The organism is Streptomyces sp. Q2 (genome assembly GCF_056820935.1).
Window position 1 is genome coordinate 194,854 of the sequence record NZ_JBXEJE010000004.1, and the last position, 15,523, is coordinate 210,376.

The 15,523-nt window shown below is 69.3% G+C and carries 13 protein-coding genes; 5 read left to right on the forward strand and 8 right to left on the reverse strand.

Annotated elements, in window-relative coordinates:
• Positions 1-10: 10 nt before the first annotated feature.
• Positions 11-964 carry a heme o synthase gene (locus ACWBNA_RS06750; RefSeq protein ID WP_482703285.1) on the reverse strand — a complete coding sequence of 318 codons (954 nt, stop codon included), beginning with the start codon at positions 962-964 and terminating at the stop codon, positions 11-13.
• Between the two features lie 354 nt (positions 965-1,318).
• Between ACWBNA_RS06750 and tkt the strand changes: the two genes are divergently transcribed.
• From tkt to pgl, 5 genes are read left to right on the forward strand one after another with little or no spacing between them, the layout of a single operon-like run.
• Complete coding sequence (tkt, locus tag ACWBNA_RS06755) at positions 1,319-3,406, forward strand: transketolase (RefSeq protein ID WP_482703286.1); 2,088 nt, start codon at positions 1,319-1,321, stop codon at positions 3,404-3,406.
• A gap of 34 nt (positions 3,407-3,440) precedes the next feature.
• On the forward strand, positions 3,441-4,559 hold the full coding sequence (gene tal, locus ACWBNA_RS06760; protein WP_482703287.1) for a transaldolase: 1,119 nt from the start codon (positions 3,441-3,443) through the stop codon (positions 4,557-4,559).
• A gap of 4 nt (positions 4,560-4,563) precedes the next feature.
• Positions 4,564-6,087: a glucose-6-phosphate dehydrogenase gene (gene zwf / locus ACWBNA_RS06765; RefSeq protein WP_482703288.1), complete on the forward strand. Its 1,524-nt coding sequence runs from the start codon at positions 4,564-4,566 to the stop codon at positions 6,085-6,087.
• Positions 6,084-7,190 (forward strand): glucose-6-phosphate dehydrogenase assembly protein OpcA, encoded by a 1,107-nt coding sequence (opcA, locus tag ACWBNA_RS06770; protein ID WP_482703289.1) that lies wholly within the window; start codon positions 6,084-6,086, stop codon positions 7,188-7,190. Before zwf ends, opcA begins: the two co-directional genes overlap by 4 nt.
• Positions 7,187-7,969 carry a 6-phosphogluconolactonase gene (gene pgl, locus ACWBNA_RS06775; protein ID WP_482703290.1) on the forward strand — a complete coding sequence of 261 codons (783 nt, stop codon included), beginning with the start codon at positions 7,187-7,189 and terminating at the stop codon, positions 7,967-7,969. Before opcA ends, pgl begins: the two co-directional genes overlap by 4 nt.
• Before the next feature lie 235 nt (positions 7,970-8,204).
• Here pgl and pgi read toward each other — a convergent pair whose 3' ends face one another.
• From pgi to gap, 7 genes are all read right to left on the reverse strand, one after another.
• Positions 8,205-9,860: a glucose-6-phosphate isomerase gene (gene pgi, locus ACWBNA_RS06780; RefSeq protein ID WP_482703291.1), complete on the reverse strand. Its 1,656-nt coding sequence runs from the start codon at positions 9,858-9,860 to the stop codon at positions 8,205-8,207.
• Positions 9,861-9,913: 53 nt separating this feature from the next.
• The gene (locus ACWBNA_RS06785) at positions 9,914-11,182 is read right to left on the reverse strand and encodes an MFS transporter (RefSeq protein WP_482703292.1); all 1,269 of its coding nucleotides are present in this window, start codon (positions 11,180-11,182) and stop codon (positions 9,914-9,916) included.
• 137 nt (positions 11,183-11,319) lie between these two features.
• On the reverse strand, positions 11,320-11,655 hold the full coding sequence (locus ACWBNA_RS06790; RefSeq protein WP_082412914.1) for an RNA polymerase-binding protein RbpA: 336 nt from the start codon (positions 11,653-11,655) through the stop codon (positions 11,320-11,322).
• 212 nt (positions 11,656-11,867) lie between these two features.
• Positions 11,868-12,098 carry a preprotein translocase subunit SecG gene (secG, locus tag ACWBNA_RS06795; protein ID WP_053753335.1) on the reverse strand — a complete coding sequence of 77 codons (231 nt, stop codon included), beginning with the start codon at positions 12,096-12,098 and terminating at the stop codon, positions 11,868-11,870.
• A gap of 101 nt (positions 12,099-12,199) precedes the next feature.
• Positions 12,200-12,955: a triose-phosphate isomerase gene (gene tpiA, locus ACWBNA_RS06800; RefSeq protein ID WP_482703348.1), complete on the reverse strand. Its 756-nt coding sequence runs from the start codon at positions 12,953-12,955 to the stop codon at positions 12,200-12,202.
• Between the two features lie 42 nt (positions 12,956-12,997).
• Positions 12,998-14,209: a phosphoglycerate kinase gene (locus ACWBNA_RS06805; protein WP_482703293.1), complete on the reverse strand. Its 1,212-nt coding sequence runs from the start codon at positions 14,207-14,209 to the stop codon at positions 12,998-13,000.
• 292 nt (positions 14,210-14,501) lie between these two features.
• Complete coding sequence (gene gap / locus ACWBNA_RS06810; protein WP_307673985.1) at positions 14,502-15,512, reverse strand: type I glyceraldehyde-3-phosphate dehydrogenase; 1,011 nt, start codon at positions 15,510-15,512, stop codon at positions 14,502-14,504.
• Positions 15,513-15,523 lie beyond the last annotated feature (11 nt).

Sequence of the window (15,523 nt, forward strand, 5' to 3'; positions counted from 1 at the left end):
CCACGGGGAATCAGCGCAGGAAGGGGTCCACGGCGACCGCCACGAACAGGATGGAGACGTAGGTGATCGACCAATGGAACAGCCGCATCTCCTTGAGCTTGCCGCCGGTCACCTCGGCCTTGGCCCGGTTCTGCAGCCCGTGCGCCTCCCACAGCCAGAAGCCGCCCGCCAGCAGCGCGACCGCCGTGTAGAACCAGCCGGTGTAGCCGAGCGGCTGCAGCAGCAGCGACACCGCGACCATCACCCAGCTGTAGAGCACGATCTGCCTGGCGACCACCTTGTTGGAGGCCACGACCGGCAGCATCGGCACGCCAACGCGCGCGTAGTCCTCCCTGACCTTCATGGACAGCGGCCAGTAGTGCGGCGGCGTCCAGAAGAACATGACCAGGAAGAGGATGATCGGCGCCCACGACATCGAGTTGGTGACGGACGACCAGCCGATGAGCACGGGCAGGCAGCCGGCGATGCCGCCCCACACGATGTTCTGCGAGGTACGGCGCTTGAGGATCATCGTGTAGACGACGACATAGAAGAGGAGCGCTCCGAGCGACAGCCAGGCCGAGAGCCAGTTGACGGCGAGACCGAACAGCAGCGTGGAGACGACGGCGAGGGTGATGCCGAAGGCGAGGCACTCGCGTGGGCTGACCATGCCGGTGACCAGCGGGCGCTGCGAGGTGCGGTCCATCAACGCGTCGATGTCGCGGTCGATGTACATGTTCAGCGCGTTGGCGCCGCCCGCGGAGAGGTAGCCGCCGAGGCAGGTCAGCAGCACGAGCGTCAGGTCGGGTACACCCTGCTGCGCCAGGAACATCACCGGCACGGTGGTGATGAGCAGCAGCTCGATGATCCGAGGCTTGGTCAGAGCTACGAACGCCTTGACACGGGCCCCGAACGGCCGGTGGCTCGGGCTCTGGCTCGCACCGAGCACCCCCGCTGGACGGGATTCGACGGCCGTCACGCACACCCCTACAGAGACATCCCAGCAAGCCTCACCCGTGTGAAGTCCCGGTAAAGGCTCGCGCGTACCACGCCACTGTAGACGTTGCCCAGACCCGGACATTCGCGGGGGTCCGGTCGTGTTGGCAGGCGCCTGCGGAAGAGCCGCGCGGCACTCGATTGAGCACTCGTACGAGCGGTTCCGTATTCACATGCCGAACGCGGAACGGCCCAGTCGGCAGGCGGATCCCGCAGAGTCCCGACACTCTGGAATGACTCGAAAAAACGCACGTTCTTACAGGGGTAGGCTCGACAACGGCCGGAGCGTTCAGCACACCGGCATTCGACATGCGTGACATGTGGAGAGGAGCCCTGACCCAGGGTGAGCACCAAGCCGACCACCACAGACCTCGAGTGGACCGAGTTGGACCAGCGGGCCGTCGACACCGCCCGTGTCCTGGCCGCCGATGCCGTACAGAAGGTCGGTAACGGCCATCCCGGTACGGCGATGAGCCTGGCGCCCGCCGCGTACACCCTCTTCCAGAAGGTGATGCGGCATGATCCGGCGGACCCCGACTGGGTGGGCCGGGACCGCTTCGTGCTGTCCGCGGGCCACTCGTCCCTGACCCTCTACACCCAGCTGTACCTGGCCGGTTTCGGTCTGGAGCTGGATGACCTGAAGGCGTTCCGGACGTGGGGTTCCAAGACCCCCGGCCATCCCGAGTACGGGCACACCACCGGTGTGGAGACCACCACCGGCCCGCTGGGCCAGGGTGTGGCCAACGCGGTGGGCATGGCGATGGCCGCCCGTTACGAGCGCGGTCTGTTCGACCCGGACGCGCCCGCCGGTGAGTCCCCCTTCGACCACCACATCTTCGCGATCGCCGGTGACGGCTGTCTGCAGGAGGGCATCTCCGCGGAGGCGTCCTCGCTGGCCGGCCACCAAAAGCTCGGCAACCTGGTCCTTTTGTGGGACGACAACCACATCTCCATCGAGGGCGACACCGAGACGGCCGTCTCCGAGGACACCGTCAAGCGGTACGAGGCCTACGGCTGGCATGTGCAGCGGGTGGCCCCCAAGCCGGACGGCGACCTGGACCCGCAGGCCCTCTACGACGCCATCGAGGCCGCCAAGCAGGTCACCGACAAGCCGTCGTTCATCGCGATGCGCTCGATCATCGCCTGGCCGGCGCCGAACGCGCAGAACACCGAGGCCGCGCACGGCTCGGCGCTGGGTGACGACGAGGTCGCCGCCACCAAGCGGGTCCTGGGCTTCGACCCCGAGCGGTCCTTCGAGGTCGCCGACGAGGTCCTCGCGCACACCCGCGCACTGGGTGAGCGGGGCCGTCAGGCCAAGGCCGAGTGGGAGAAGTCCTTCCAGGAGTGGCGGGGCAACAACACCGAGCGGGCCGCCGAGTACGACCGGATCGCCCAGGGTGAACTGCCCACCGGCTGGGAGGAGAAGATCCCGGTCTTCGAGGCGGGCAAGGGTGTCGCCACCCGCGCCGCCTCCGGCAAGGTCCTCCAGGCGCTGGGCGCGGTCATCCCCGAGCTGTGGGGCGGCTCGGCCGACCTGGCCGGCTCGAACAACACCACCATCGACAAGACGTCGTCGTTCCTGCCCGCGGACAACCCGCTGCCGGAGGCCAAGCCGTACGGCCGCACGATCCACTTCGGCATCCGCGAGCACTCCATGGCCGCGGAGATGAACGGCATCGCCCTGCACGGCAACACCCGCATCTACGGCGGCACCTTCCTCGTCTTCTCCGACTACATGCGCAACGCGGTACGCCTGTCCGCGCTGATGCACCTGCCGGTCACGTACGTGTGGACGCACGACTCCATCGGCCTGGGCGAGGACGGCCCCACCCACCAGCCCGTCGAACACCTCGCCTCGCTGCGTGCCATCCCGGGCCTGAACGTGGTCCGCCCGGCCGACGCGAACGAGACGGCGATCGCCTGGCGCGAGATCCTGCGCCGCTACACCAAGGTGTTCGGCAAGGGCGCCCCGCACGGCCTGGCGCTGACCCGTCAGGGTGTGCCGACGTACGAGCCCAACGAGGACGCGGCCAAGGGCGGTTACGTCCTGTTCGAGGCCTCCACGGGGACGCCCGAGGTGATCCTGATCGCGACCGGTTCCGAGGTGCACGTGGCCGTCGAGGCGCGCGAGCAGCTCGAAGCCGACGGTGTGCCGACGCGGGTCGTGTCCATGCCGTCCGTGGAGTGGTTCGAGGAGCAGGACCAGGGGTACCGGGACAGCGTCCTGCCGCAGGCGGTCAAGGCGCGGGTCGCGGTCGAGGCCGGCATCGGTCTCACCTGGCACAAGTACGTGGGCGACGCCGGTCGCATCGTTTCCCTGGAGCACTTCGGTGCTTCGGCCGACGGCAAGGTGCTCTTCCGCGAGTTCGGCTTCACTGCCGAGAATGTGGCTGCCAAGGCCAGGGAATCCCTCACCGCCGCCCAGCGCTGACGCTCATATACGACACGTAGGAGATGCAATTTCCATGACAGACGCACTCAAGCGCCTCTCCGAGGAAGGCGTGGCGATCTGGCTGGACGACCTGTCGCGCAAGCGGATCACGTCCGGCAACCTCGCCGAGCTGATCGACCAGCAGCACGTCGTGGGCGTCACCACCAACCCGTCGATCTTCCAGAAGGCGATCTCCCAGGGAGACGGCTACGACCAGCAGCTGTCGGACCTGGCAGCCCGCAAGGTCACGGTCGAAGAGGCCATCCGCATGATCACGACGGCGGACGTCCGTGACGCCGCCGACATCCTGCGCCCGGTCTTCGACGCCACCGGCGGGCAGGACGGCCGGGTCTCGATCGAGGTCGACCCGCGCCTGGCCCACAACACGCACGCGACCGTCGCCGAGGCCAAGCAGCTCGCCTGGCTGGTCGACCGGCCCAACACGCTCATCAAGATCCCGGCCACCCGGGCGGGCATCCCCGCGATCACCGAGGTCATCGGCCTCGGCATCAGCGTCAACGTCACGCTGATCTTCTCGCTGGAGCGCTACCGCGAGGTCATGGACGCCTTCGTCGCCGGTCTGGAGAAGGCCAAGGCGGCGGGTCTGGACCTGTCGAAGATCCACTCCGTGGCGTCCTTCTTCGTGTCCCGCGTGGACACCGAGATCGACAAGCGGATCGACGCGCTCGGCACCCCCGAGGCCAAGGCCGCCCGCGGCAAGGCGGGCCTCGCCAACGCGCGTCTGGCCTACCAGGCGTACGAGGAGGTCTTCTCCTCCGACCGCTGGAGCCCGCTGGAGAACGCCGGCGCGAACAAGCAGCGCCCCCTGTGGGCGTCGACCGGTGTGAAGGACAAGGCGTACAAGGACACGCTGTACGTCGACGAGCTGGTGGCGCCGAACACGGTGAACACCATGCCGGAGGCGACCCTGTTCGCCACCGAGGACCACGGTGAGATCCGCGGCAACGCCGTCGCCGGCACCTACGAGCAGGCCCGCGCCGAACTGGACGCGGTCGAGAAGCTCGGGATCGGCTACGACGAGGTGGTCCAGCTGCTGGAGGACGAGGGCGTCGAGAAGTTCGAGGCGTCCTGGAACGACCTGCTCAAGTCGACCGAGGCGGAACTTCAGCGCCTCGCCCCTTCGGAGGGCTGAACTCTTGTCGAGCAGCAACCCGCTGCGTGACCCCGCCGACCGACGGCTCCCGCGTATCGCGGGGCCGTCGGGCCTGGTCATCTTCGGCGTCACGGGCGATTTGTCACGAAAGAAGCTCATGCCCGCCGTGTACGACCTTGCGAACCGGGGTCTGTTGCCACCGGGTTTCTCGCTGGTCGGATTCGCCCGGCGTGAGTGGCAGCACGAGGACTTCGCGCAGGAGGTCCACGACGCCGTCAAGGAGCACGCCCGTACGCCGTTCCGCGAGGAGGTCTGGCAGCAGCTCATCCAGGGGATGCGCTTCGTGCAGGGCACCTTCGACGACGACGACGCGTTCGAGCGGCTGCGCGGCACGATCGAGGAGCTGGACAAGGCGCAGGGCACGGGCGGCAACTTCGCCTTCTACCTCTCCGTGCCGCCGTCCGCCTTCCCGGTGGTCATCCAGCAGCTGAAGAAGCACGGGCTGGCCGACCAGTCGAGCGGTTCCTGGCGGCGCGCGGTGATCGAGAAGCCGTTCGGCCACGACCTGAAGTCGGCCGAGGAGCTCAACGCGACGGTCGAGGAGGTCTTCGCCCCGGACCAGGTCTTCCGCATCGACCACTACCTGGGCAAGGAGACCGTCCAGAACATCCTGGCGCTCCGCTTCGCCAACACGATGTTCGAGCCGATCTGGAACCGGTCCTTCGTGGACCACGTGCAGATCACCATGGCCGAGGACATCGGCATCGGCGGCCGGGCCGGCTACTACGACGGCATCGGCGCCGCCCGTGACGTCATCCAGAACCACCTCCTCCAGCTCATGGCCCTCACGGCCATGGAGGAGCCCGCCTCGTTCGACGCGGACGCGCTGGCCGCGGAGAAGACCAAGGTGCTCGGCGCGGTGAGACTGCCGAAGGACCTGGGCCGTGACACCGTCCGCGGACAGTACGCGGCCGGCTGGCAGGGCGGCGAGAAGGTCATCGGCTACCTCCAGGAAGACGGCATCGACGCCAAGTCGAAGACCGACACGTACGCGGCCATCAAGCTGGAGGTGGACAACCGCCGCTGGGCGGGCGTCCCCTTCTACCTGCGCACCGGCAAGCGCCTCGGCCGCCGGGTCACCGAGATCGCGGTCGTCTTCCAGCGGGCCCCGCACTCCCCCTTCGACCACACGGCGACGGAGGAGCTCGGCAAGAACGCGATCGTCATCCGCGTCCAGCCCGACGAGGGCGTCACGGTCCGCTTCGGCTCCAAGGTGCCGGGCACCTCGATGGAGATCCGGGACGTGTCGATGGACTTCGCGTACGGCGAGTCCTTCACGGAGTCCAGCCCCGAGGCGTACGAGCGGCTCATCCTCGACGTCCTGCTCGGCGACTCGAACCTCTTCCCGCGCACCGAGGAGGTCGAGCTGTCCTGGAAGATCCTCGACCCGATCGAGGTGTACTGGGACCAGCACGGCAAGCCCGCCCAGTACCAGGCCGGCACCTGGGGTCCCGGCGAGGCGGACGACATGCTCGAGCGAGACGGACGGAGCTGGCGCCGGCCATGAAGATAGACCTCACGGACACCACGGCCAGCAAGATCAACAAGGCGCTGGTGCAGGGCCGCAGGGCCATCGGCACACCCGCCGTCGGCATGGTGCTCACGCTGGTCGTCGTCACGGACGAGGAGAACGCGTACGACGCCCTGAAGGCCGCCAACGACGCCTCGCACGAGCACCCCTCGCGCACGCTCGTGGTCATCCGGCGCGTCTCGCGCTCTCCCCGCGACCGTACGCAGTCCCGACTCGACGCCGAGGTCCGGGTGGGAGTGGAGGCGGGCACCGGCGAGACGGTCGTGCTGCGGCTGTACGGCGAGGTCGCGAACCACGCCCAGTCGGTCGTCCTGCCGCTGCTGCTGCCGGACGCCCCGGTGGTGGTCTGGTGGCCGGTGAACGCGCCCCTGGACCCGGCGGGCGACGCGCTGGGCGCCCTCGCCCAGCGCCGGGTCACCGACACCTACGCCTCCGAGCAGCCGGTACGGGAACTCGGCGCCCGCGCCGACACCTACAAGCCCGGCGACACCGACCTCTCGTGGACCCGCATCACGCCCTGGCGCTCGATGCTGGCCGCGGCCCTCGACCAGGTCACCTGCGAGGTCGAGACCGTCGAGGTGGAGGGCGAGGAGTTCAACCCGAGCTGTGAGCTGCTGGCGATGTGGCTCGCGGACCGGCTGGACGTGCCGGTGAAGCGGTCCCTGTCGTCGGGCCCCGGTCTCACCGCGGTCCGCATGAACACCGACTGCGGCCCGATCGTCCTGGACCGCGCCGACGGCTCCCTCGCCACCCTGTCCATCGAGGGCCAGCCGGACCGTGCGGTCGCGCTCAAGCGGCGCGAGACGGCCGAGCTGATCGGGGAGGAGCTGCGGCGGCTGGACCCGGACGACACGTACGCGTCGGCGCTGCGCTTCGGCGTGGACCGGCTGCACGTAGCCAACGGCCAGGGCGTCAAGGGGTCCGGCACGGAGCCTGTCCCGGAGAAGACCGACGCTGCCGAGGGACCGGTGGCCAAAGGAGAAGCGACCGCGGTCCCTACTCCCCTCGAAGCGGCTGCGAAAGCACCCGCGAAGGAAGCGGCGGCGCCGGCCCCGGTGAAGAAGGCGGCCGCGAAGTGATCACACCGCAGCTGGTCGTGCACCACGACAAGGAGCTGATGGCCCAGGCCGCCGCGGCCCGCCTGATCACGAAGATCGTGGACGCGCAGGCCTCCCGGGGTTCGGCGTCCGTGGTCCTGACGGGCGGCCGCAACGGCAACGGCCTGCTGGCCGCGCTCGCCGCCGCGCCCGCCCGGGACGCCATCGACTGGGGCCGCCTGGACCTGTGGTGGGGCGACGAGCGGTTCCTGCCCGAGGGCGACCCGGAGCGCAACGTCACGCAGGCCCGCGAGGCCCTGCTGGACTCCGTGCCCCTGGACCCGAAGCGCGTGCACGCCATGCCCGCGTCGGACGGGCCGTACGGCTCCGACGCGGACGCGGCCGCCGCCGCCTACGCGGAGGAGCTGGCCCGGGCGGCCGGCCCCGAGAACCACGGTGCCGCCCCGACCTTCGACGTCCTGATGCTGGGCGTCGGCCCGGACACCCATGTGGCGTCGCTGTTCCCGGAGCTGCCCGCCGTACGGGAGACCGAGCGCACGGTCGTCGGCGTCCACGGGGCCCCGAAGCCCCCGCCGACCCGCGTCACCCTCACCCTCCCCGCGATCCGCGCCGCCCGCGAGGTCTGGCTCCTCGCGGCCGGCGAGGACAAGGCGCAGGCCGCGGTGATCGCCCTGTCGGGTGCGGGCGAGATCCAGGCTCCGGCGGCGGGCGCGTACGGCAGGCAGCGCACCCTGTGGCTGCTGGACTCGGCGGCGGCCTCGCAGCTGCCGAGGTCGCTGTACCCGCCGGCGTCGGCCTGACCTCTGCCGTGGGGGGGGGCCCCCNATCGCCCTGTCGGGTGCGGGCGAGATCCAGGCTCCGGCGGCGGGCGCGTACGGCAGGCAGCGCACCCTGTGGCTGCTGGACTCGGCGGCGGCCTCGCAGCTGCCGAGGTCGCTGTACCCGCCGGCGTCGGCCTGACCTCTGCCGTGCGGAAAGCCCCAGGCGACCGGCCTGGGGCTTTCCGCTGTCCGGAACACCCTCTCGGGAGCGGGCTCACTGCCTGTCGCGCAGCTCCCGGTACGTCGCCACCAGGGCCTTCGTGGACGCGTCCAGGCCCGGCACGTCGGCGCCCTCGGTGAGCGCCGGTTCGACGCGCTTGGCGAGGACCTTGCCGAGCTCGACGCCCCACTGGTCGAAGGAGTCGATGTTCCAAACGGCCCCCTGGACGAACACCTTGTGTTCGTAGAGCGCGATGAGCTGGCCGAGGACCGACGGGGTCAGTTCGCGGGCGAGGATCGTCGTGGTGGGGTGGTTGCCCTGGAAGGTCTTGTGCGGGACCAGTTCCTCGGGCACGCCCTCCGCGCGCACCTCGTCGGGCGTCTTGCCGAACGCCAACGCCTGCGTCTGCGCGAAGAAGTTGGCCATCAGCAGGTCGTGCTGCGCCTCCAGCCCGGACCGGAGGTCGGCGACCGGCTCGGCGAAGCCGATGAAGTCCGCCGGGATCAGCTTCGTGCCCTGGTGGATCAACTGGTAGTACGCGTGCTGCCCGTTGGTGCCCGGCGTGCCCCACACGACCGGCCCGGTCTGCCACTCGACCGGGTTGCCGTCGCGGTCCACCGACTTGCCGTTGGACTCCATGTCCAACTGCTGGAGGTAGGCGGTGAACTTGGACAGGTAGTGGCTGTAGGGCAGCACCGCGTGCGACTGGGCGTCGTGGAAGTTGCCGTACCAGATGCCCAACAGGCCCAGCAGCAAGGGCACGTTGGACTCGGCGGGCGCGGTGCGGAAGTGCTCGTCGACGAGGTGGAAGCCGTCCAGCATCTCCCGGAAGCGGTCCGGCCCGACGGCGATCATCAGGGAGAGGCCGATCGCCGAGTCGAAGGAGTACCGGCCGCCCACCCAGTCCCAGAACTCGAACATGTTCGCCGTGTCGATGCCGAACTCCGACACCTTCTCGCCGTTCGTCGACAGCGCCACGAAGTGCCGGGCGACGGCCTCCTGGTCTGCCTTGAGCTCGGTGAGCAGCCAGTTGCGCGCGGAGGTCGCGTTCGTGATCGTCTCGATCGTGGTGAACGTCTTCGAGGCGATGACGAACAGCGTCTCGGCCGCGTCCAGGTCGCGGACGGCCTCGTGCAGGTCGGCCCCGTCCACGTTCGACACGAAGCGGACCGTGAGGTCGCGGTCGGTGTACGCGCGCAGCGCCTCATAGGCCATCGCGGGACCCAGGTCGGAGCCGCCGATGCCGACGTTGACCACGTTCCTGATGCGCTTGCCGGTGTGGCCGGTCCAGGCGCCGGAGCGGACGCGCTCGGCGAAGTCGGCCATCTTGTCGAGGACGACGTGCACGCCCGGCACGACGTTCTCCCCGTCGACCTCGGTCACCGCGTCGCGCGGCGCCCGCAGCGCGGTGTGCAGGACCGCCCGGTTCTCGGTGGTGTTGATCTTCTCGCCGCGGAACATGGCGTCCCTGAGGCCGAAGACATCGGCCGCGGCGGCCAGTTGGCGGAGCAGTCGCAGCGTCTCGTCGGTGACGAGGTGCTTGGAGTAGTCGACGTACAGGTCACCGACCTGCACCGTGTACCCGCTGCCGCGCCCGGGGTCGGCGGCGAACAGCTCGCGCAACTGCACCTCGCCGAGCTCCTCGCGGTGCTCGGCCAGAGCGGTCCACTCGGGCGTCTGGTTGAGTCTGGTACGGCCGTCAGCGTTCATGTCGGACTTCAGCCCTCTTTCCTACCTGTCCCTGCCGGTCCCAACCTAGTTGATCAGCGCGTGACGGGACCTGTCCTGACGTCGTCGTCCGGCGCGACAACTGGTACGTCCCGCATGCCCACGGGTATCAACGAGGTCACCGCGAGGGCGAAGAGGACGGCACCCAGCAGGGCGGGCGCGTTCAGCCCGAAGGCCCCCGCCACGGCACCGCCGAGCAGGGCGCCGAGCGGCGCTCCGGACGTCGAGGCCGTGCGGAAGGCGGCGGCGATGCGGCCCACCATGGCCTCGGGACTGCGCTGCTGCATCAGGGTGACCTGGTTGACGTTCCACACCATGTTCATGGCGCCGAGCAGCAGCATGCCCACCATGAGCGCGGCCAGGTGGCGGACGGTGCCCATCAGGAGCAAGGACGCCGTCTGGACGCATCCGGCCAGGAGCAGGGCGCGCGCCCTTCCTGTCCGGCGCGCCACCCGCTGCGCGACGAAGCCGCCAGCGACGCTGCCGACCGAGAAGGCCGTCAGCACAGCCGCGTACTCCGCTTCGCCCCCGTGCAGCCAACGCGTCACGTGCAGGACCAGCGTGGCGATCAGCGAGCCCACACCGATGTTGCAGAGCAGCGTGGCCACGCAGGTCGCCCGCAGCACGCGATCGCGCCACAGCGCGCGCAGACCTTGGCGTATTTCCGCCCGGAGGGTGCTTCCGGCCGGGCGCGGCTCCCGGTCCGGCGGCGTCACCCGCAGCGATGCCACGAGGACGGCGGCGAGCAGGTAGGTGCTCGCGTCGGCCGCGAAAGGCATGGCCGCCCCGACCGTCAGCAGCAGCGGCACCAACGGGGCCGCCAGCAGGCCGCCCGCGAGCTGCTGCCCGGTCATCAGCCGGGCGTTGGCGCTGCCGAGGACCGCGCGGTCCACCAGGGAGGGCAGCAGCGCCGTGGAGGCGTTGTCGAACAGTGTCTGGAGCGTGGTCAGGGAGAAGGCGAGTACGAGCAGCAGGGGGATCGAGGCGTGCCCGAGGCCGACGGCGAGCGCGAAGCAGGCGACGAGCAGCCCTCGTACGGTGTCGACCGCCCACATCGCCCGCCGCTGGTCCACCCGGTCGGCGACGGCCCCGCCGAGCAGCCCGAACAGCAGCCAGGGCACATAGCCGCAGGCGGTGACGGACGCGATGACGAGGGGATCGCGGGTGAGCTGCACGGCGAGCAGGGGCAGCGCCGCGTTGCGCAGCGCGTCGCCGAACCGCGACACCACAGCCGCGCTCCACAGCCGCCCGAATCCCCCGCGCCATGCGGGCGCACCCACGCCCGTCACGCCGACCGTCGCCACAGCCTCCCCCTCACGATTCGCCTGTGCACAAACCGTAGAGGGCACCACTGACAACCGGCCTCGGCGCGACAGCCTGCCCGCGGGGCGCCGTACAAGTCCGGCCGGGCATCCACGGATGCCCGGCCGGCTCTCAATTCCTAGATTTCGCCCCGCAGTTTGGCGAGTGCCTCGGCGAGGATCGCCTCGCCGTCCGCGTCGCTGCGCCGCTCCCTTACATAGGCGAGGTGCGTCTTGTAGGGCTCGGTGCGCGGCGGGGCCGGCGGGTTGTCCCTATCCTGACCTGCTGGAAAGCCGCAGCGCGGGCAGTCCCAGGTTTCGGGGACCTGCGCGTCGCTGGCGAAGCTGGGCACCGTTTCGTGCCCGTTGGAGCACCAGAAGGAGATGCGCAGCCGGGGCGCGGACTCGCCCCGCTCGGCCTCGCCCATCGGCCCCGCCCCGACCCGGCTTCCTCGGATCGCGTTGCCACTTGCCACGGTCGTAACTCCCTGCGTGATGGTGCCGCAAAGCGAGTCGGCGTTTCGCTTCACTGCGAGCGCCTCAGTCTACGTAAGGCCCAACGCGCGTCCAGTGATTGGAGTTACAGCTCCCACACAAGACGCAAGCCCCATGATAGGCCGCGCTCAGGTGCGCGTACCGAACATGGGGCCTTACGTGCGGAATGGACGTGCTGCGTGTGCGCCGCTGATCAGTTGTTGGCCTTCATCAGCAGGCCCAGCACGACAATGCACGCGAACCACAGCAGACCGACCACGACGGTGATGCGGTCGAGGTTGCGCTCGGCGACCGAGGAACCACCGACGGACGACTGCATGCCGCCACCGAACATGTCGGAGAGGCCGCCGCCCTTGCCCTTGTGCATCAGCACCAGCAGCATCATCAGCAGGCTGAAGACGATCAGGGCGATCGAGAACCCCATAACCACGGCTGGACCAACTTCCTCGGATTCTGATGGACGACGGGGTCCAGCAACGAGCGCTGGACCCCGCAAGGGTACGACGGAACGCCGCTACCGCATACTCACTGGTCGCGGAAGCGCGCGATCTTGACGAACTCGTCCGCGTCCAGCGAGGCGCCGCCGACCAGGGCGCCGTCGATGTCGGCCTGGGCCATGATCTCGGCGACGTTGCCGGACTTCACGGAGCCGCCGTACTGGATGCGGACCTTGTCGGCCAGCTCCTGCGTGTAGAGCTCGGCGATCTTGCCGCGGATGGCCGCGCAGACCTCCTGGGCGTCCTCGGCACCGCAGACCTTGCCGGTGCCGATGGCCCAGACCGGCTCGTAGGCGATCACGACGGACTCGGCCTGCTCGGCCGGGATGTCCTTGAGGCCGCCCTCGACCTGGGTGAGCGTGTGGGTGACGTGGTTGCCCGCCTCGCGGACGTCCAGCTCCTCGCCGACGCACAGGATCGGGGTCAGGCCGTGCTTGTAGGCGGCCTTGACCTTGGCGTTCACCACGTCGTCGGTCTCGTTGTGGTACTGGCGGCGCTCGGAGTGGCCGATCGCCACGTACGTGCACTTCAGCTTGGCCAGCATCGAGCCGGAGATCTCACCGGTGTAGGCACCGGAGTCGTGCGCCGAGATGTCCTGGGCGCCGTACTTGATCTTGAGCTTGTCGCCGTCGACCAGGGTCTGCACGGAGCGCAGGTCGGTGAAGGGCGGCAGGACGGCGACCTCGACGGCGTCGTAGTCCTTGTCGGCCAGGGCGAAGGCGAGCTTCTGGACGTGGGCGATGGCCTCGAGGTGGTTGAGGTTCATCTTCCAGTTGCCCGCCATCAGCGGCGTGCGCCCCGAAGAAATAGATGCAGCCATAAAGGGTCAGTCCTCCAGTGCGGCGAGCCCGGGGAGCGTCTTGCCCTCGAGGTATTCGAGGGAGGCGCCGCCGCCGGTCGAGATGTGGCCGAATGCGTTCTCGTCGAAGCCCAGGATGCGGACGGCCGCGGCAGAGTCGCCACCGCCGACGACCGTGAAGCCCGGGGAGTCGAGGAGGGCCTGGGCAACCGCCTTGGTGCCCTCGGCGTAGTCGGGGTGCTCGAAGACGCCCATGGGGCCGTTCCAGAAGACGGTGGCGGCGTCGGCGAGCTTCGAGGCGTACAGCTTGCGGGTCTCCGGGCCGATGTCCAGGCCCAGCTGGTCGGCGGGGATGGCGTCCGCGGCGACGGTGTTGGGGTTCCCGGGCGCCTTGGTCTTCAGGTCCGGGAAGTCGGTGGAGGTCAGTACGTCGACGGGGAGGACCAGCTCGACGCCGTTCTTCTGCGCCCGCTCGATGTACTCCTGGACGACCGGGATCTGGTCCTCCTGGAGGAGGGAGGCGCCGACCTCGTAGCCCTTGGCCTTGAGGAAGGTGAACACCATGCCGCCGCCGATGAGGAGGCGGTCCGCCTTGCCGAGGAGCTGGTCGATGACGGCGAGTTTGTCGGAGACCTTGGAGCCGCCGAGGGCGACGACGTAGGGCCGTTTGACGTCCTCGGTGAGCTTCTTCAGGACGCCGACCTCGGTGGCGATGAGGTAGCCGGCCGCGTGCGGCAGGCGGGCCGGGAGGTCGAAGACCGAGGCGTGCTGGCGGTGCACCGCGCCGAAGCCGTCGCCCACGTACACGTCCGCGAGGGCGGCGAGCTGGTCGGCGAAGGCGCCGCGTTCGGCGTCGTCCTTGCTCGTCTCGCCGGCGTTGAACCGCAGGTTCTCGATGACGGCGACCTGGCCGTCGGCGAGGCCGGCGACGGTCGACGTGGCGGACTCGCCGACCGTGTCCGTCGCGAAGGCCACCTCGGCGCCGAGGAGTTCACCCAGGCGGACTGCGGCCGGTCCGAGCGAGAAGGCCGGGTCCGGGGCGCCCTTGGGGCGGCCCAGGTGCGAGGCGACTACCACCCGGGCGCCCGCCTCGGCGAGGGCCTTGACGGTGGGCAGGACGGCGCGGATGCGGCCGTCGTCGGTGATCGTGGTGCCGTCCAGCGGCACGTTCAGGTCGGCGCGCACGAAGACCCGCCGGCCCGTGACGCCTTCGGCGAGAAGTTCGTCGATCGTCTTCATTGAGGGAACTCCTGAGGGAGGGCTCGTGATGCTCGTGATCGTAAGAGGGCTGGTCTGTACGTGAGTCAGGGGGGGGGGGGCCCGTCCCAGCGCTGGCCCAGNCGAAGACCCGCCGGCCCGTGACGCCTTCGGCGAGAAGTTCGTCGATCGTCTTCATTGAGGGAACTCCTGAGGGAGGGCTCGTGATGCTCGTGATCGTAAGAGGGCTGGTCTGTACGTGAGTCAGGGCTCGGGCAGCGCGTCCCTGCGCTGCCCGAGCCCTGCTCTCACATCAAAGTGCCTGCTCTGTTGATCAGAGCTGGTTGCCGACGAAGACCGTCAGGTCGACGAGGCGGTTGGAGTAACCCCACTCGTTGTCGTACCAGCCGAGGATCTTCACCGAGTTGCCCTCCTGGACCATGGTCAGGGAGGAGTCGAAGGTGCAGGAGGCCGGGTCGCCGACGATGTCCGAGGAGACGATCGGGTCCTCGGTGTAGGTCAGGTAGCCCTTGAGGTCGCCGTCGTCGGAGGCCTTCTTGAACGCGGCGTTGACCTCGTCCTTGGTGACCTCGCGCTGCAGCGTCACGACCAGGTCGGTGGCCGAGCCGGTCGGGACCGGGACGCGCATCGCGATGCCGTCCAGCTTGCCCTTGAGCTGCGGGAGCACCAGGGCGGTGGCCTTGGCGGCACCCGTCGTGGTCGGGATGATGTTCTCGGCGGCGGCGCGGGCGCGGCGCAGGTCCGAGTGCGGGAAGTCCAGGATGCGCTGGTCGTTCGTGTACGCGTGGACCGTCGTCATCAGGCCCTTGACGATGCCGAAGTTCTCGTCGAGAACCTTGGCCATCGGCGCCACACAGTTGGTGGTGCAGGAGGCGTTGGAGATGACGTGGTGGTTCGCCGCGTCGTACTTGTCCTGGTTGACGCCCATCACGATGGTGATGTCCTCGTCCTTGGCCGGAGCCGAGATGAGGACCTTCTTGGCGCCGCCGGTGATGTGCTTCTCGGCGTCGGCCTTCTTGGTGAAGATGCCGGTCGACTCGATGACGATGTCGACGCCGAGGTCGCCCCACGGGATGTCGGCGGGGTTGCGCTCGGAGAGCACCTTGATCGTCTTGCCGTCGACGGTGATCGTGTCGGCGGTGTGCGACACCTCGGCCTTCAGACGGCCCAGGATGGTGTCGTACTTGAGCAGGTGAGCGGTGGTCGCGGTGTCACCCAGGTCGTTGACAGCCACGATCTCGATGTCAGCACCCTGCTCCAGCAGCGCGCGGAAGTAGTTACGACCGATGCGGCCAAAGCCGTTGATGCCTACGCGGATCGTCACGAAACCGATCT